Genomic DNA, 16,748 nt, shown 5'->3' on the forward strand with positions numbered 1-16,748 from the left:
GGTGTGGATCAATCAGGAAATGACGGGCTCAGACCAGGCGCCTGATCGACTTCTTCTTCCAGACCAGCCGGTAATAAGCCGTTTGCAGACCCAGCATGGCGATGAAGGTGACCGGGTAGGCCACCCAGATGCCGTTGATGCCGATGCGGTGGCTCATGAGCCAGGCGACGGGCACCTCCACCAGCGCGATGCAGGAGATGGCGATTCCCGTGGGCACCAGCACCGACCCGCTGGCGCGCATGATGCCCGAGAGCACCGAGGCCATGCCGAAGATGACGCTGCTCCACAGCATGATGTGCAGCAGCGTCTGCGCCACCTCAATCACCGGTTCGCTGGTGATGAAAAAGCCCATCAGGTGGCGCGAGAACAAGTACCCCAGCAGCACGAGTGAGCCGGTCAGCACCAGGTTCATCAGCAAACCGGTGCGCACGATGGTGCCCAGTTTGTCGGTGCGGCCCGCGCCGATCGCCTGCGCACCCAGGATCGAAGCGGTGATGGCAATCGAAATCGCCGGAAACTGCACATACGCCACTACCTGGTTGACGGCGCCGTAGGCCGCTGTGGCGTTGGATCCATAACTGTTGACCAGCGAGAGCAGGGCGACTTCAGCCAGCGCAATGACGATCATCTGTACACCGGTGGGCACGCCGATCTTGAGCACGGTCTTGAGGATGCCGCCGTTGATGCGCATGTGGCGTACAAATTCCGCATCAGGTGCCAAGGGACTGTGGATGCGCCGCAGCCTGAAGGCCAGCCAGGCCGTGGCAGTCACCATCGACAGCACCGAAGCCACTGCACCGCTGGCCACCCCCAGCTGCGGCAGGCCGAACCATCCGCGGATCAGCGCCGGTGTAACGGCGAGGCCCACCAGGGTCGAGATGCCCAGCGTGTAGAGTGGATTGACCGTATCGCCCACGCCGCGCAGCATGGCGGTGGCCAGCAGGTAGACGAAGAGGCCGGGCCCTGCCATCATCATGATGCGGGCATAGAGCGTGGCGTCCGGCAGGATGTCGGCCGGTGTGCCCAGTGCCCTGAGCAAGGGCCCGGTAAAGATACCGCCGAACAGCGCGACGAGCAAACCAAAAATCAGGCCGACGCTGAGGGTGGTGCCCGCAATCGCCTTGACCTTGCCGGTGTCGCGCGCTCCCCAGGCCTGGCCAATCAGCACGGAGGCGCCAGCGCCCAGGCCGATGGTGAAGGCAATGAAGAAAAACAGGATGGGGAAGAAACTGGACACCGCCGCCAGTGCGCCGACGCCGATCATCTGGCCGACATACACGTTGTTCAGCGTGCCCGACAGCGACTGCAGGATGTTGCTGAGCAGCATGGGGCCGAGGAAGGCGGCAAAGGTCTTCCACATCGGCACACCGTCGTTCAATGCGGGCCGGGTGTGCGAAGCGGGTTTCGCCGCCGCGGGCTGTGTTGCCAGCGGCGGAGCCGCGTCTGCTACGGAAATCGGTGGCGCCGCGATTTCGCCCGCCGCGCGCACGTCGCCCTCACGCACTTCGGTTTCAAGCCGGTGATCAAGGGCGGAAAGATCCGGCGGCTTCATGCGGCGCTCCAACTGGCTGCGGCCAGTGCCGCCAGGTAGGTTCGCACGTCCTCAGGCCAGGGCTCGACCAGGCTGGCAAAACGCAACCGGTCGCCGGCAAACAGGGCGCGGGTGGCTTCTTCGAAGCCGGGCAGGTCGCCTGCGATTTCCGCCATGAAGCGGTAAGCGGCTTCGCGGGAGACCCGTACCGCGTCGCGTGCCTCGTTGGCCCTGCTCGCTTCTTCCACCAGCTTGCGCAGCGCAACCGAAGCACCGCCGGATTGGCGGCTCAGCCATTCCCAGTGCCGCGGCAGCAAGGTGACTTCACGCGCAACCACCCCCAGCCGGGGGCGCCCCACAGGACGCGTTACCGGTGCTTCGTGTTCGGCGGCGGGAAGGTCGGGCGGCGTGTCGTCGGGCGCATCCACGGCGTCGGGCCGCAGGTCAAGGTCCAGGCGTTCCCCGTTGGCATCGTTGAATATGCGAAGCAGGATGTCGGCCGGCTGGGGCGTAGCGCGCAACTGCGCGAGCAGCTCGCGGCGAGGGCCCGAGGCAATGCGCTGGAAACCGGCGAAGGCCGTCAGGGTGCGGGGCGTGGCGATCATGGTAGAGGTCATAAAGTCATTTACGGTTAATTTTGTCCGGGTCAAATGAGGAGTTTATATCATCCGGGTATAAATGATCAAGTTTTGGCTGAAAAATGCGTAAATGCCTGTAAATCTGGTTCTATAGCTAATTAATGATCTAACTAGTCTATTTAATATTCTTTTGAGTTTGGGGAAAGCTCGGCTAAATTCGCGTCCTGTTCAAAAAAGAGCCTCACACGTTTTCACAAGAACCGTGAGGGGCGACAAGGTTTAGCGAATTTTCATGATCGAGCTCAAAGGTATTTTTCAAACCTACAAGGGCCCCAGCGGCCCGGTCGAAGCACTGCGGGGCGTCGACCTTCACATCAACCCGGGCGAGGTCTACGGCATCATCGGCCGCAGCGGTGCGGGCAAAAGCTCGCTGGTGCGCGTGGTCAACCTGCTGAACCGGCCGACGGCCGGCCAGGTCTTGGTGGGCGGCCGGGAACTGACTTCGCTGAACGGCGAAGCACTGCGTGTAGCCCGGCGCGACATCGGCATCATCTTTCAGCACTTCAACTTGCTGTCGTCGCGCACCGTGTACGGCAACGTGGCCTTGCCGCTGGAGATTGCGGGTTTGTCGGCAGCGGACATCAAGGCGCGTGTTGAGCCCTTGCTGGACCTGGTCGGCCTGAGCGCCCTGGCAGACCGCTACCCGGCACAGATCAGCGGCGGGCAAAAGCAGCGTGTGGGCATTGCGCGCGCGCTGGCCAACCGGCCCAAGGTGTTGCTGTCGGATGAAGCTACTTCGGCGCTGGACCCGGAAACCACGCGCTCCATCCTCGGCCTGCTGCGCCAGATCAACAAGGAATTCGGCCTCACCATCGTGTTGATCACGCACCAGATGCAGGTGATCAAACAGGTGGCCGACCGCGTGGCGGTGATTGACGCCGGCCGCATTGTTGAAAGCGGCCCGGTGATGAACGTCTTCACACGCCCGCAACACGAAACCACGCGCAGCCTGATCGCCGAGATCGTGCCGCAGGATTTGCCCGACAGCGTGCTGGCGCGCATACGCACCCTGATGAGCGCCGAGCACCCCGAAGAAGGGCAGCTTTTGCGGCTGGCGTTTGCGGGAGACGAGTCGGATCGCCCCTTGCTGTCGGACGTGATCCGCCGCTTCGGCATAGATCTCTCCATCGTGCACGGGCAGGTCGATGAGATTCAGGGCAAGCCCTTCGGCTCGCTGGCAGTGTTTGCGCGCGGCGCACGCGAGCAGCTCAACGCGGCGGTGGCGCATTTGCGCGGCGCCGGTGTTCATGTAGACCAGGTCGGCGGTGAGCTGGCCGTGGGCGGAGGGGTTTAAGCCGTGTTCAGCAACTTTTCACAAGCCCTGCTCGAACTCTTTGTCAGCTCGTTATGGGAGACCATCGTCATGGTGGGAATTTCGGGCGCGGTCGGCGCGCTTATCGGTATTCCGCTCGGGGTGTTTTTGCGGCTGACGGACGAGGGCGGTGTGCTGCAGAACGCTGGCGTGAACCGCGTCGTCGGCGGCCTTGTCAATGCGGTGCGTTCCACGCCCTTCATCATTTTGCTGGTGGCCATCATTCCGCTGACGCGCTTCATCACCGGGTCTTCCATCGGCACGGCGGCTGCTGTGGTGCCGCTCACCATCGCGGCGGCGCCGTTCATTGCGCGGCTGGTGGAAACCTCGCTGCGCGAAGTCGACCACGGGCTTATCGAAGCCGCGCTGGCCATGGGTGCGACCACACGGCAGATCGTCTTCAAGGTGCTGCTGCCCGAGGCATTGCCCGGCATCGTCGCGGGCCTGACCATCACCTTCGTGAGCCTCACGGGTTACTCGGCCATGGCGGGCGCCATCGGCGGTGGCGGGTTGGGCGACCTGGGCATCCGCTACGGCTACCAGCGCTTCTTGCCGGAAGTCATGTTGGCCGTGGTGCTGGTGCTCATCCTGTTTGTGCAGGCGGTGCAAAGCCTGGGCGACTGGGCTGTGCGCAGGTTGAGCCACAGATGACCCCATCCATCCATGACAGCCATGCGCGGCGATGTTGATTGCTACGCTTTTGATAGCTGCTCGCGCATGTTCCCATTGGGCTTGAGCCCGATTTACTTCTTAAAAATGGCCCTCAAATTGACCTTCAGGGCAAAAAAACAGATTCATTCATCTTCAAAAAAGGAAACACCATGAAAAAACGCACCCTCATCCAGTCCGCCGTCGCGCTCGCGCTGGCTGCCTCCTTTTCCGGCGCCGTGCTGGCGCAAGACAAGCCGCTGAAGATCGGTGTCACCGCCGGCCCGCACGCGCAGATTTTTGAACAGGTCAAAAAGATCGCCGAAAAAGACGGCCTGAAGATCCAGATCGTCGAGTTCAGCGACTACATCCAGCCCAACGCCGCGCTGGCCGCCGGCGACCTGGACGGCAACAGCTACCAGCACAAGCCTTTCCTCGACCAGCAGGTCAAGGACCGCGGCTACAAGATCGTCAACGTCGGCTACACCGTCAACTTCCCGATCGGCCTCTATTCCAAAAAGGTCAAGAGCCTGGCCGAGCTGAAGGAAGGCGCACGTTTCGGCATCCCCAACGACCCGACCAACGGCGGCCGTGTGTTGCTGGTGCTGCAGGACAAGGGCCTGATCAAGCTCAAGCCCGAAGCAGGCCTGAAGGCCACACCGCTCGACGTGATCGAGAACCCGAAGAAGCTGAAGTTTGTGGAGCTCGACGCCGCACAGCTGCCGCGCTCGCTGGACGACCTGGACGCCTCGGCCGTCAACACCAACTACGCGCTCTCCGCCGGGCTGAACCCCAAGGACGCGATTGCCCAGGAAGCCGCCAAGTCGCCGTACGTCAACTTGCTGGCCGTGCGTGAGCAGGACAAAGACAAGCCCTGGGTGGCCAAGCTGGTGAAGGCCTACCACTCGGAAGAAATCCGCAAGTACGTGCAGGCCGAGTTCAAGGGCGCTGTGCTGCCCGGGTTCTGAGCGTAGCCAGGCGGAGCGCAAGGCATGAGCCGGTTGCTGACCCTTCCCAATGCCGGCGCCTTGTCGATTCGCGCCAAGGCGCTGGTGTTCGAAGACCCCGGCTCGCTGGCCTTGCTGGAGCGCGTCGACCAGGTCGCGCCGACCGAAGCCACGGTCCTGATCATTGGCGAGACCGGTACCGGCAAGGAATTGCTGGCGCGCCGGATTCACCAGGGCAGCGGACGCAGCGGGCCTTTTGTGGCCGTCAATTGCGGCGCTTTCAGCGAGACGCTGATCGATGCCGAACTGTTTGGCCATGAAACCGGCGCTTTCACCGGCGCTGCGCACGCCCGCGCCGGCTGGTTTGAGGCGGCCGACGGCGGCACGCTGTTCCTTGACGAAATTGGTGACCTGTCGCTGAGCCTGCAAGTCAAGCTGTTGCGCGTGCTGCAGGAGCGCCAGGTGGTGCGCATCGGTTCGCGCAAGCCGATTGCGCTGGACGTGCGCCTGATTGCCGCAACCAACGTCGACCTGCGCGACGCGGTGAACGCCAGCCACTTTCGCGCCGACCTTTACTACCGCCTGAGTGTTGCCACGCTGGAGCTGCGCCCGCTGTTTGAGCGGCCCGGCGACATCCTGCCGTTGGCACGACATTTCCTGGCGAGCTACGCCGCGCGCCTGGGCATCAGGGATGCCAGCATTTCGCCCGAGGCAGAGCAGGCCCTGCTGGCCCATGACTGGCCCGGCAATATCCGCGAGCTGGAAAACGTCATCCACTACGCGCTCATCGTCGCGCCGGCCGCAACGCTGCATGTCGCGGACCTGCAGGGCATCCACCGCTCTGCGCGCCTGGCGTCCCGCGCGGCACCTGCTGCATTGCCGGCACCTGCTTCCGTAGAACAGGTTTCAACCCCCATGGTGCAGGGCGCTGCACCAGACAGTTTGCGCGAGGTGCTGCTGCAACGCATGAACCAGGCCGAGCCTGAACTGTTTGACGCCGTCGAGGCCACGCTGGTGAAGACGGCGTTCGAGTTCTGCCATGGCAACCAGGTGCAGACTGCGCATCTGCTGGGCCTTTCGCGCAACGTGCTGCGCACCCTGCTCAAGCGCCATGGCTTGCTCGACAGGTCTGCACAAGCCGCACATGCTGAAGAGAGCAGTTCCGCCTTCGCGCCGCTGTAGCCGAAAAGTCCGTGCTGCGTTCGCAGCAGCCGTTCAACAGTTTTCTGCAGTCGCTTTTGGCAGGCTGCTGCTATGGCAGCAATACCGCAAAAAAACACCTCCCAACCACCGCTTTTCACTGGCACAGGTCATGCGTAGAAGTCTGCAGGCAGCGTCGTTGTTGACGTCTGCTTCTTTCATGACACAAGGAGCTTCTTCATGACAACATTGCCCGTGGATATTCACCCGGTCGCCGGCCGCATTGGCGCCGAGGTGCGCGGCCTGCGCCTGTCTGCCGACCTGCCAGGCGCCACCATCACCGCGCTGAACCAGGCGCTGCTCAAGCACAAGGTGCTGTTCTTTCGCGGCCAGCAGCATCTGGACGACGCATCACAGGAGGCGTTTGCCAAGCGCCTGGGCGAGCCGGTGCCGCACCCCACGGTGCCGGTGCGCCAGGGCACGGGTTTCATCCTTGAGCTGGACTCGGAACACGGCGGGCGTGCCAACTCCTGGCACACCGACGTGACCTTCGCCGTGGCCCCGCCCAAGATATCGGTGCTGCGCGGCGTGGTGATCCCACCCGCCGGCGGCGACACGGTGTGGGCCAACACGGCGCTGGCTTACCAGGGCCTGCCGCCCGCGTTGCGCGAGCTGGCCGAAAAGCTCTGGGTGATTCATGGCAACGATTACGACTACGCCGCCTCACGCAGCGAAGACGAAGTGTCGAGCGAAGGCCTGCGGCATTACCGCGAGGTTTTCACCCGCACATTGCATGAAGCCGAGCACCCGGTGGTGCGCGTACACCCCGAAACGCGCGAGCGCACACTGGTGCTCGGCCATTTCGCGAAAAAGCTGGTGGGTTATTCCAGCACCGATTCGCAACACCTGCTGTCGGTGCTGCAAAGCCATGTGACGCGTCTTGAGAACACCGTGCGCTGGCGCTGGATCCAGGGCGATGTGGTGATCTGGGACAACCGTGCCACCCAGCACTACGCCATCAACGACTACGGCGACCAGAAGCGCATCGTGCGCCGCGTCACGCTGGCCGGCGACGTGCCGATCAGCGTGGACGGCCGCCGCTCACGCGTGCATGGTGGCCAGGCGCAGCCACCGAAGGTCACCCAACCGGTGGTGCCTGCCGAGGCCGTGGCTGCCTGATGGATTGATCTTTCGTGTGGCATGGCCGTGCTGCCAGTGCGGCCGGCCATTTTTGCCGGCTTCGCGCCGGCTTTTTTGTGCTTTCGAGCAAAAAAATGGCCGTCTTGATGCATTTTGAGCAATCAAAATGGCCGCTAGGCCAATGAAAATGCGCGCCACCAGCTATCAAATAAATAGCATATGGTGGCGATGGGTTGAGGCTCAGGCTCTCTGCAGCAGGTGGTAGCTGTGGTCGTCCGAAGCGGTCGACTTGCGGCCACCGCCCCAGCCGACGGCTTTGCGGTAGCTGCCGAGCAGGGCGCCGTGGCGCAAGGCTTCTTCATTCACCTGCACGGACTCATCGGCGCTGGGAGCGACAAACAGCGCGTCTTCCGGGCAGTACAGCTCGCACATGAAACAGGTCTGGCAGTCACCCTGGCGCGCGATGACCGGTGGGCCGCCGGGCACGGCGTCGAACACGTTGGTGGGGCAGGCCGTCACGCAGATGTTGCAGCCGGTGCACTGCGAAGCGCTGATGAGCTCGATCATGCGACCACTTCCTGGCTGACCCGGATTTCGTCGAGCCCGTTGCTGATGAGGCGGTGCCGTTGCGTGGGGTCGGGCGCGGCGTGCTCCTGGCGCCGGTGCATGCCCCGCGTTTCGTTGCGGGCCAGGGCGCTGCGGTACATCCAGCGCGAATGGGCCAGCAGCGCGGCGGCTTCGCGTGTGCGAACCGCCTGTTGCCTGTCGGCCGGTGCGGCCTGGCGCAGGCGCAGCCACAACGCGTCGAGCCGCGACAGTGAGTCTTCGAGCACATCACCAGCGCGGAACCAGTTGCGCTCATATGGAAACACTTCGGCCTGCACGGCCCGGATCAGGACTTCGCTGTCGATGTGTTCGCTGCCCGTGCCCTGCAGGCCCACGCCGCCGGCGCGCAGCACCGCGCGTGCGGCGCTGTGCCCGTTGGAGCGTGCGAAGCCCGCTGCGCCCGCACCGGCCCAGAACCCGGACGACAAGGCCCAGGCCGCGTTGTGGCTGCCGCCGCCGGTAAAGGCGCCGCAGATCAGCTCACGTGTGGCGGCGTCCCCGGCGGCATAAAGGCCTGGCACTGAAGTCGCGCAGTCGCGGCCCGTAATGCGCAGGCCACCGGTGCCGCGCACCGTGCCCTCCAGCCGCAAGGTCACGGGGAAGCGCTGGGTAAAAGGGTCTATGCCTGCGCGGTCGAAGGGCAAAAAGAAGTTGGGTTGGGCGGTGCGCATCCAGGCTTTCACCTGGTCGTCGGCTTTATCCAAACGGCCGAACACACGCTGGGTCTGCAATGTTTTGGCAATCAGGCTGCGGCCGAAAGCCGAGCCTGCGCCTTCAATCACGCTGCCGTCTTCGTAGTAGAAGGTGGCCCATTGGTAGAACAGCGACTTGGTGACCGAGGCAAAGGCCGCACCCAGGCCGTAGGCATTGGAAAACTCCATGCCCGAAAAATCGGCACCCGCCTCGGCGGCCATCAGGTGGCCGTCGCCGGTCAGCACATTGCAGCCCAGTGCGCGGCTTAAGAAAGCGCAGCCGCCGGTGGCAATCACCACGGCGCCGGCCCGCACCACCCAGGGCTCCAGCGTCTGGCGCTGCTGGCCGGTGGCGCCGCACACGGTGCCTTGTTCGTCCACCAGCAGTTCCAGCGCCGGGCTGTGGTCGAGGATGCGCACGCCTGCCTCTTTGGCGCGCTTGCGCATCAGGCGCATGTACTCGGGGCCTTGCAGCGAGGTGCGGCGCTGCTCGCCGTCTTCGCCAATCGGGAAGGGGTAGCCCCATTCGGCCAGCTGCTGCATGTTGGCGTAGGTCTGCTCAAGCACGCGGTCCATCCACGCATGTTCGGCCAGCTGCCCGCCCTTGTCGTAACGGCTGGCTTTGGCGTCTTCGCGCTGCGTGCCTTGCGGTTCCACGTACCAGACGCCTGTGCCCGAAGGCGCCGTGGCGCCCGAGGTACCGCAGTAGCCCTTGTCGGCCAGCACCACCTTGGCGCCCCGTGCTGCGGCGCTGATGGCGGCCCAGGTTCCGGCCGGGCCGCCGCCTATGACCAGCACGTCGGCATCGTGCTGCCGGGCGCCTGCAGCGTTCGAGAGGGCGGTGAAGTTGAGGTCGCGGCTTCCCATCACGCCACCTTCTGGGCCTTGACGGCGAACTGGTTGACGGGCCGGTCCAGGCCGAGGTTTTCGCGCAGCGTGCTGCCTTCGTATTCGGTGCGGAAAATTCCGCGGCGCTGCAGCTCGGGGATCACCAGGTCCACAAAATCGTTGAGCGACTCGGGCAGCACCGGCGGCATCACGTTGAAGCCGTCGGCGGCGCCGTTTTCAAACCACTCCTGGATCTTGTCCGCGATGGTCTCTGGTGTGCCCACTACCACCCAGTGGCCGCGTGCACCCGCCAGGTATTCATACAGCTGGCGCACGGTGAGCTTGTCGCGCCGCGCCAGCTCCAGCACCACGTGAGCGCGGCTGTTCTGGCCCTTGGGCGGTTCGGGAATGTAGGGCGGCGGGGCGTCCAGGTCCCACTTCGTGAGGTCTTCGCCGGGCCAGAATTGAGCAATGGTGTTCAACCCCACTGAAGGGTGAATGAGCTTTTGCAGCTCGGCCCACTTGGCTTCAGCTTCGGCCTGCGTGCGGCCGATCACGGGCGAGATGCCAGGCAGGATCAGCAACTGCTCAGGCCGACGGCCGTACTTGGCCAGGCGGCCTTTCACGTCGCGGTAGAAGGCCTGCGCTTCCGCCAGGCTGGTCCAGGCCGTGAAGATGGCTTCGGCGGTGGCCGCCGCGAGTTCGCGCCCAGGTTCGGAAGAACCGGCCTGCACGATGACGGGGTAGCCTTGCGGCGGCCGCTCGAGGTTCAGCGGACCCTGCACCTTGAAGTATTTGCCGTGGTGGTTGATCTCGTGCAGCTTGGCCGGGTCAAAGTAGCTGCCTGTTTCGGGGTTGCGGATGAAGGCGTCGTCCTCGAAGCTGTCCCACAGGCCCTTCACCACGTCGATGAACTCATGGGCTTGCTCATAACGCACCTCCGGGTCGGGGTGTTTGTCGAGCCCGAAATTGCCGTAGACGTTGTCGGCGCCCGTGGTCACCACGTTCCAGGCCGCGCGGCCCTTGCTGATGTGGTCCAGCGAGGCGAACTTGCGCGCCAGCAGGAAGGGGTCTTCATAAGTGGTGGAAGCCGTCGCCACGAAGCCGATGTGTTTTGTCACGGCCGACAAGGCCGCCCACAAAGTGACCGGTTCGAAGTAGGACACGCGGCCCTGGCGGCTGAAGGCTTCGTCGGTGCCGTGGAATGCCACGCCCGGGCTGTCGGCCACGAACACCTGGTCGAACAGGCCGCGCTCGGCGGTTTTGGCCACCTCGATGTAGTGGTCGATGTTGACGCCTGAATCGACCTGGGAACCAGGATGTCGCCAGGCCGCGATGTGGTGGCCTGTGGCCATGATGAATGCGCCCAGGCGAAGTTTGCGTTGAGTCATGAGGGATGTCTTTCTGTGGGTAAAGGAGTCAGCTGTGGGTGGAAGCAGGCTTCCACGCGGTGAAGTGGCGCTCCAGCGCCTGCAGCGCGAAGTTCAGCGTGACCCCAATGGCTGTGATGGCGATGATCCCGAAGTACATGTCGGCGATCAGGAAACTGAACTGGGCGTAGATGATCAGGTAGCCCAGCCCGGCCTTGGCACCCACCATCTCGGCGGCGATCAGCACCAGCATGGCCGAAGCCGCAGCCAGGCGTATGCCCACGAACATGGTCGGCACGGAAGCCGGCAGGATGACCTTCAGGAACAGCTGGCGCGGTGTCACGCCCATGGTGCGGGCCGATTTCACGAGCAGCGGATCCACCTGCCGCACGGCCGAGATGGTGTTGAGCAACAGGGGCCAGGCGCACGAATACACCACAATGGAAACCTTGGACACCTCGCCAATGCCCAGCAGCAGCAGGAACACTGGCAGCAATGCCAGCGGTGCCGTGTTGCGCAGCAGCTCAATCAGCGGGTTGAGTGTGTTGCCCAGGCGCCGGTACCAGCCGATGGCCAGCCCCAGCGGAATGGCGAACACGATGGCCAGCAACAAGCCCCCGAGCGAACGGGCCAGGCTGATGGAGGTGTGCTCCCACAGCTGGCCGTTCAGTGCCAATGTCCAGCCGGCGGCAAGCACCTCGCTGAGTGGCGGCAAGAAGGTTGGGTCGGTGAGGCCCAGGCGCGGCGCCAATTCCCACAGCAGGGCCAGCGCCACGATCAGGCCGGAGCGCCAGGTGGCATTGGCAACTTGCGCCTGAAGGCGTTTCCAGAGCGGCAGCGTGTGAAGGGCCAGCGGGGCGGTCCCTGCGTTCAGGGCAATATCAGACATGGGCAATTTCCTTGAGGATGGGTTGTGAGGAAATACGGGCGCGGCGCTCGCGGCGGGCAGACGCCACCTCGTCATGCAGCTGCGACCAGATTTCGTGCCGCAGCTCGCCGAACAACGGCAGCGAGCGCACGTCGTCGGTGCCGCTGCGCAAGGATTCGGGGATGTCCACGATCTGCTTGATGCGGCCCGGCCGGGTGGTCATGATCGCCACGCGCTGGCCCAGCACCACGGCTTCGTCGATGCCGTGCGTGATGAACACAATCGTCTTGCCGGTACGTTGCCAGATTTCGACCAGCTCTTCCTGCAGCGTTTCGCGTGTCTGCGCGTCGAGCGCGGCAAAAGGTTCGTCCATCAGCAGCACCTGCGGTTCGTAAGCCAGGCTGCGCGCAATGGCCACGCGCTGCTTCATGCCGCCCGAAAGCTCATGCGGAAAGCGGTTGGCAAAGTCGGTCAGGCCCACCAGCTCCAGGTAGTGCGCGGCCTTCTCGCGCCGGGCGCGTTTGCCGACACCCGCGACTTCCAGGCCAAAGGCCACGTTGTCCAGTGCGCTGAGCCAGGGGAAGAGGGCGTATTGCTGGAACACCACGCCGCGGTCGCGCGCCGGGCCGGTGATGGGTTGCCCATCAATCAGCACGCGGCCGCTGGTGGGCAGCGCCAGACCGGCCAGCAAATCGAGCAGGGTGGACTTGCCGCAGCCGCTGGGCCCGACCAGCACCAGGAATTCGCCCGGACGCACGTCCAGCGTCACGTCGTGCACGGCAACAAATCGTTTGGCCGCGCCGCCGTCGTCCGCGCGAACGGTGAACTCCTTGCTGACGTTTTCAAAGCGAATTTTTGCGGCGCTCATTTGGCCACCGCCAGCTTGTCGCCGCTGTTGGAAGCATTGGAATAAGGGTTGAACGCGTTGGTGTACAGGTCTGTGGGTTTGACTTGGCCGGGTTTGAGCAGCCCGTCCTTGACCAGCCAGTCGATCCAGATCTGCAGCTCCTTGTCCTTGATCACGCCGCCTGTGCCCGCCACGCCGGTGCTTTTCCAGTACTGGATGGTGTCGGCGCTTTCGGCGCGCTTGCGGCCGTCAATGATTTTCACGAAGCGCGCCCGAACCTCAGCCGGCGGTGTGTTGCGCGCCCATTCGATGGAGCGCGCCAGGGCCGACACCAGGTGGCGGCTGGTGTTGGGATTCTGTTCGATGAACTTGTTGTGCAGAACGATGGAGCCTGCCGTGAAGTTGCCGTACAGGTCCCGGTCTGTGAACAGCGGGCGTATGCCGCCGCGCTCCCGCGCCTTGTCGCGCAGCACACCGCCCAAGGTGGTGACTTCGACATGACCCTGGCGCAGCGCCTGTTCACCGGTCACTGGCGGCGTCACCACCAGCGTCACCTGCTTGGCTTCCGCTTCGCTGAGCCTGGCGCGTTCCAGGTATTCGCGGACCATGAACTCATGGTGTGCGCCCAGCGTGTTCACCGCAACTTTTTTGCCGATCAGGTCGCGTGCGGATTTGATCGGACTGTCTTCCTTGACGTAGTAGCCGCTCCAGGTGTTTTCATCGACACCGTAGTAGCCCAGCACCGCCTTGATGGGCGCTTTCTTGGCCAGCAACTTGACGACCGAGCCGTTGAAGGCACCGCCCAGGTCGACATCGCCGGTGACCACGCTCTGGATGTCTTGCGGGCCGCTGATGGTGTTGCCCACCCATTTGGCCTTGAGCGGCGCAAGGTAGCCCAGGTCTTCGGCCAACTCAATCCAGGTGACCTGGCCGGCCCAGCCCTGGTAGCGGATTTCGGTTCGTTCAGGTGGGGGTGCGGCATGGCCTTGAGTGGACAGGAGGCCAAACGACAAAGCTGTGAGACCGAGGAAGCGAGTGATATTCATGGCGTGAGGAGTGAGTGGTTGACAGGCTCAACATCGCAGCATCCATGCCAGTGATTTCGGGCTGATTCAGGGGTGATTTCGGGGTTTTCAGGGCGTCCGGGTTGCTTTGTTGCTGCATCCCGGGCAGTCGGCTGTTGGGGTGCTGTCTGGTTTTGCGCAGAGGCGGCCTGGCGTGTTGACGGGAAGCGGGCAGCGCTGCGGAACCTTGGGGTATTTCTGTCCTGAAGTCCTACAGCGCGCGGCGGTGAATTGATTTAAAACCGGGAATGCCTTTTGCGAATTCGCGCATTCGCTGATCAAACCCTTTCATCCTCACCTTCCTGGAGAACCCCATGGCCCAATACAACATCGCCGTCGTCGTCGGCAGCATCCGCAAGGATTCGTTCAACAAAAAACTCGCCAGTGCGCTTGAAAAGCTGTTTCCCGCGGACTTCAGCTTTACCCATGTGCGCATTGACGACCTGCCGCCCTACAACCAGGACGACGACGGGAATCCGTCGGCAGAGGTGAAGCGGCTCAAGGGCGAGATCAAGGCGGCGCAGGGCCTGCTGTTTGTCACGCCCGAATACAACCGCTCGATTCCCGGTGTGCTGAAAAATGCCATTGACCATGCCTCACGCCCTTACGGCCAGAGCGCATGGGACGGCAAGCCTGCCGGCGTGATTGGGGCATCGGTTGGCGCCATTGGCACCGCGCTTGCCCAGCAGCACCTGCGCAATATCCTGGCCTACCTGAATGTGCCTACGCTGGGCCAACCAGAGGCTTTTGTCCACAACAAGGAAGGTTTGTACGACGCTGATGGCGTCATCAGTGAAGGCAGCCGCAAGTTTTTGCAGGGGTGGGTGGATGCTTATGTGGGGTGGGTTAAGAAGCACGCCTGAGCGTCATGCTTTTTGCTGAGGGCGGCTGGCCGGGGTTGCCCGGCGGCAAGTAACTTTCTTTTGCTTCGCCAAAAGAAAGTCACCAAAGAAAAGGCGACCCTGCTGTCTGCGTCCCTTCGCTGCGCTGCGGGCAACCTGCGGTGCTCGGTCCAGCCGGGGTCTCGCTCGAACTCGCCTTCGGCTCAGACAATCGCGATCCCTGATCCGTCTGGACCTCCGCTCCTCGGCGCATACAGAAGGGGTGGGGGCAAGGAATACCTGAAACCCGAATACCTAAAACCGCAATCCGAATACCGGACGCAAGCTCTCGTTTAAAACGGGGCGTCGCCTTCGATGGTGGTGCGGTAGAGCTTGCGGCGCAGGTGGTCGGGGGTGCCTGCTGCCAGGTGGGTGACTGAGCGGTTGTCCCAGAACACCATGTCGTGTGGTTGCCACTGGTGGCGGTAGATGAGTTCGGGGCGTGAGGTGTGTTCGAACAGTTCGCCCAGCAGCGCTTTGCTTTCGTCCTCGGGTATGCCCAGGATGCGGGTGGTGAAATGCTCGCTGACAAAAAGCGCCTTGCGGCCGTTTTCGGGGTGGGTGCGCACCACCGGGTGAACCACCGGCTTGACCTCTTCAACCTGCTCTTGTGTGAGCTTGGGCCGCCATGGGTTGCGGCTGCGCAGCTCTTCGTATTTGGCGAGGTAGGTGTGTTCGGCACGCAGGCCTTCAACGGCTGTTTTTAGCGCGGCGGGCAGGGTGTCCCAGGCGGTGTGCTGGTTGGCGAAGAGGGTGTCGCCGCCTTCGGAGGGCAGCTCCTGGGCATGCAGCAATGAGCCCAGGCTGGGCTTGTCTTTGTATGACAGGTCAGAGTGCCAGAAATGGCCGGCGTCGCCCAGGCCGATGGGTTCGCCGTTTTCCTTGATGTTGGAGACGATCAGGATTTCAGGGTGGTTTTGCAACTGGAAGTTTTTCAACACATGAATTTGCAGCGGCCCAAAGCGGCGGCTGAAATCAACATGTTGCTGCGGCGTGATGCGCTGGTCGCGAAAGACCAGCACGTGGTGGTCCAGGTGTGCGCGGTGGATGCGGCAGAAGTCAGCTGTGGTGAGCGGTGTGGACAAATCCATGCCCAGCACCTCGGCGCCCAGCGGGGCGTCAAAAGGCCGGATCTCGATGGAAGAAGGGGTGTGGGGGGCGTGCTGCGTTGTTGCTGCCGCGCTTGCGCCGTCGTTCGAAGCCAAAGTCGCTGTCATCTTCACCTTTCTCAGCTGCGTCCGGCTGCGCCGGTTACCTAATAAATGTAGAGGCGTCGCTGTTCAAAGCGAACTACCTGATTGTCCTTTGTTAATTACTTTAAATTCTGCCCGGCCTGGCCGCACCCGCTGGCGGAAACAAAAAAAGCCCGCGGTTGCGGGCTTTTTTCTGTGCAGTGTTCCGGCAGCGGTGCCGGGAAGCAGTAACTCAGGCCGCCAGTGCGGCTTTTTCCTGGTTGGCAGGCTTTTGCGTGTGGGTCACGATTTCAATCTGCGCAGCTTCCAGTGCGGCAGCCTTGGCGGCTTCGCCCATGGCCAGGCCTTCGGCGCGCACAAAACGCACGTCGGTGATGCCGAAGAAGCCGAACACCACCTTCAGGTAGCTCTCCTGGTGTTCCAGGGCTGTCATCGCGTCGCTGGTTGAATAGACGCCGCCGCGGGCGGACGCCACGATCACCGTCTTGCCGCCGGCCAGGCCCACGGGGCCTTTGTCGGTGTACTTGAAGGTGCGGCCGACTTGCGCAATGCGGTCGATCCAGGCCTTGAGCTGGCTGGGAATTGCGAAGTTGTAGAGCGGTGCGCCCACAACGATCACGTCGGCGGCCAGGAATTGCGTCACCAGGGCTTCAGACACGGCGTTTTCGCGCTTTTGCACGTCGCTCAGGGCGGTGCCGGCAGGCATGCGGAAACCCAGCGATTCGGCGGAGAGGTGGGAAGGTGTGTCGGCTGCCAGGTCGAGGTAGCTGACTTCGGTGCCGGGGTTGGCGGCGCGCCATGAGGCCACGATCTGGGCCGTGAGCTGGCGGGAAACCGAGTTGCCGCCAAGGATGCTGGAGTCGATGTGAAGAAGCTTGGTCATGGTGAATTCCTTGAATTGAAGTGATTGATCGGGTGGGATAAACCGGTTTTCAGGCCGTGTTCACCTTGAACCGCAGCCATGGGATAGATTGTGCGGATGAGTCGAGTATTTGATAAGTTGGCAATAATGCGACTTATCGTTCTACTAATGAGACAATAAA

The 16,748-nt window shown here is 63.1% G+C and carries 17 protein-coding genes; 7 read left to right on the plus strand and 10 right to left on the minus strand.

What is annotated here, in order from left to right; all coding sequences use genetic code 11:
• Nucleotides 1–28: 28 nt before the first annotated feature.
• Both AC1DVV_RS05845 and AC1DVV_RS05850 read right to left on the minus strand, forming a co-directional pair.
• Nucleotides 29–1,360 carry an MATE family efflux transporter gene (locus AC1DVV_RS05845; protein ID WP_477702787.1) on the minus strand — a complete coding sequence of 444 codons (1,332 nt, stop codon included), beginning with the start codon at nucleotides 1,358–1,360 and terminating at the stop codon, nucleotides 29–31.
• A 188-nt stretch (nucleotides 1,361–1,548) separates the two neighbouring features.
• A complete protein-coding gene (locus AC1DVV_RS05850; RefSeq protein WP_477707131.1) occupies nucleotides 1,549–2,148 on the minus strand; it encodes a DUF2239 family protein in 600 nt (199 codons plus the stop codon).
• Nucleotides 2,149–2,401: 253 nt separating this feature from the next.
• Here AC1DVV_RS05850 and AC1DVV_RS05855 point away from each other — a divergent pair, with 253 nt between their 5' ends.
• The 6 genes from AC1DVV_RS05855 to AC1DVV_RS05880 all read left to right on the plus strand — a co-directional run bounded on the left by AC1DVV_RS05855 (nucleotide 2,402) and on the right by AC1DVV_RS05880 (nucleotide 7,395).
• Nucleotides 2,402–3,463: a methionine ABC transporter ATP-binding protein gene (locus AC1DVV_RS05855; RefSeq protein ID WP_477702786.1), complete on the plus strand. Its 1,062-nt coding sequence runs from the start codon at nucleotides 2,402–2,404 to the stop codon at nucleotides 3,461–3,463.
• A 3-nt stretch (nucleotides 3,464–3,466) separates the two neighbouring features.
• Complete coding sequence (locus AC1DVV_RS05860; protein WP_457278549.1) at nucleotides 3,467–4,132, plus strand: methionine ABC transporter permease; 666 nt, start codon at nucleotides 3,467–3,469, stop codon at nucleotides 4,130–4,132.
• A gap of 12 nt (nucleotides 4,133–4,144) precedes the next feature.
• Complete coding sequence (locus tag AC1DVV_RS05865; RefSeq protein ID WP_477707132.1) at nucleotides 4,145–4,306, plus strand: hypothetical protein; 162 nt, start codon at nucleotides 4,145–4,147, stop codon at nucleotides 4,304–4,306.
• A complete protein-coding gene (locus AC1DVV_RS05870) occupies nucleotides 4,303–5,097 on the plus strand; it encodes a MetQ/NlpA family ABC transporter substrate-binding protein (protein WP_477707133.1) in 795 nt (264 codons plus the stop codon). The genes AC1DVV_RS05865 and AC1DVV_RS05870 overlap by 4 nt, the downstream gene beginning before the upstream one ends.
• Before the next feature lie 24 nt (nucleotides 5,098–5,121).
• Nucleotides 5,122–6,258 carry a sigma-54 interaction domain-containing protein gene (locus AC1DVV_RS05875; protein ID WP_477702718.1) on the plus strand — a complete coding sequence of 379 codons (1,137 nt, stop codon included), beginning with the start codon at nucleotides 5,122–5,124 and terminating at the stop codon, nucleotides 6,256–6,258.
• Between the two features lie 198 nt (nucleotides 6,259–6,456).
• A complete protein-coding gene (locus AC1DVV_RS05880) occupies nucleotides 6,457–7,395 on the plus strand; it encodes a TauD/TfdA dioxygenase family protein (protein WP_477670795.1) in 939 nt (312 codons plus the stop codon).
• Nucleotides 7,396–7,596: 201 nt separating this feature from the next.
• Here the strand turns inward: AC1DVV_RS05880 and AC1DVV_RS05885 are convergent, their stop codons facing one another.
• Genes AC1DVV_RS05885 through AC1DVV_RS05910 form a run of 6 tightly spaced genes read right to left on the minus strand, consistent with a single transcriptional unit; the run spans nucleotide 7,597 to nucleotide 13,613 of the window.
• Nucleotides 7,597–7,923, minus strand: coding sequence for a 4Fe-4S binding protein (locus AC1DVV_RS05885; RefSeq protein WP_477670794.1), 327 nt, complete (start codon nucleotides 7,921–7,923; stop codon nucleotides 7,597–7,599).
• The gene (locus AC1DVV_RS05890) at nucleotides 7,920–9,521 is read right to left on the minus strand and encodes an FAD-dependent oxidoreductase (protein ID WP_477702717.1); all 1,602 of its coding nucleotides are present in this window, start codon (nucleotides 9,519–9,521) and stop codon (nucleotides 7,920–7,922) included. Before AC1DVV_RS05890 ends, AC1DVV_RS05885 begins: the two co-directional genes overlap by 4 nt.
• The gene (locus AC1DVV_RS05895) at nucleotides 9,521–10,873 is read right to left on the minus strand and encodes an LLM class flavin-dependent oxidoreductase (RefSeq protein WP_457278543.1); all 1,353 of its coding nucleotides are present in this window, start codon (nucleotides 10,871–10,873) and stop codon (nucleotides 9,521–9,523) included. The genes AC1DVV_RS05890 and AC1DVV_RS05895 overlap by 1 nt, the downstream gene beginning before the upstream one ends.
• 28 nt (nucleotides 10,874–10,901) lie before the next feature.
• Nucleotides 10,902–11,741, minus strand: a complete 840-nt coding sequence (locus AC1DVV_RS05900; protein WP_477702716.1) for an ABC transporter permease — start codon at nucleotides 11,739–11,741, stop codon at nucleotides 10,902–10,904.
• Nucleotides 11,734–12,588, minus strand: a complete 855-nt coding sequence (locus tag AC1DVV_RS05905) for an ABC transporter ATP-binding protein (RefSeq protein ID WP_457278541.1) — start codon at nucleotides 12,586–12,588, stop codon at nucleotides 11,734–11,736. Before AC1DVV_RS05905 ends, AC1DVV_RS05900 begins: the two co-directional genes overlap by 8 nt.
• Entirely contained in the window at nucleotides 12,585–13,613 is a 1,029-nt protein-coding gene (locus AC1DVV_RS05910) for an ABC transporter substrate-binding protein (RefSeq protein WP_477702715.1), read from the minus strand. The genes AC1DVV_RS05905 and AC1DVV_RS05910 overlap by 4 nt, the downstream gene beginning before the upstream one ends.
• A gap of 332 nt (nucleotides 13,614–13,945) precedes the next feature.
• Here AC1DVV_RS05910 and AC1DVV_RS05915 point away from each other — a divergent pair, with 332 nt between their 5' ends.
• The gene (locus AC1DVV_RS05915) at nucleotides 13,946–14,494 is read left to right on the plus strand and encodes an NADPH-dependent FMN reductase (protein WP_477702714.1); all 549 of its coding nucleotides are present in this window, start codon (nucleotides 13,946–13,948) and stop codon (nucleotides 14,492–14,494) included.
• A gap of 311 nt (nucleotides 14,495–14,805) precedes the next feature.
• Here the strand turns inward: AC1DVV_RS05915 and AC1DVV_RS05920 are convergent, their stop codons facing one another.
• Nucleotides 14,806–15,729: a TauD/TfdA dioxygenase family protein gene (locus tag AC1DVV_RS05920; RefSeq protein WP_477702713.1), complete on the minus strand. Its 924-nt coding sequence runs from the start codon at nucleotides 15,727–15,729 to the stop codon at nucleotides 14,806–14,808.
• A 208-nt stretch (nucleotides 15,730–15,937) separates the two neighbouring features.
• Entirely contained in the window at nucleotides 15,938–16,588 is a 651-nt protein-coding gene (locus AC1DVV_RS05925) for an FMN-dependent NADH-azoreductase (protein ID WP_457278534.1), read from the minus strand.
• Nucleotides 16,589–16,748: the final 160 nt, after the last annotated feature.

This window comes from Polaromonas sp. P3_B4 (genome assembly GCF_056402835.1).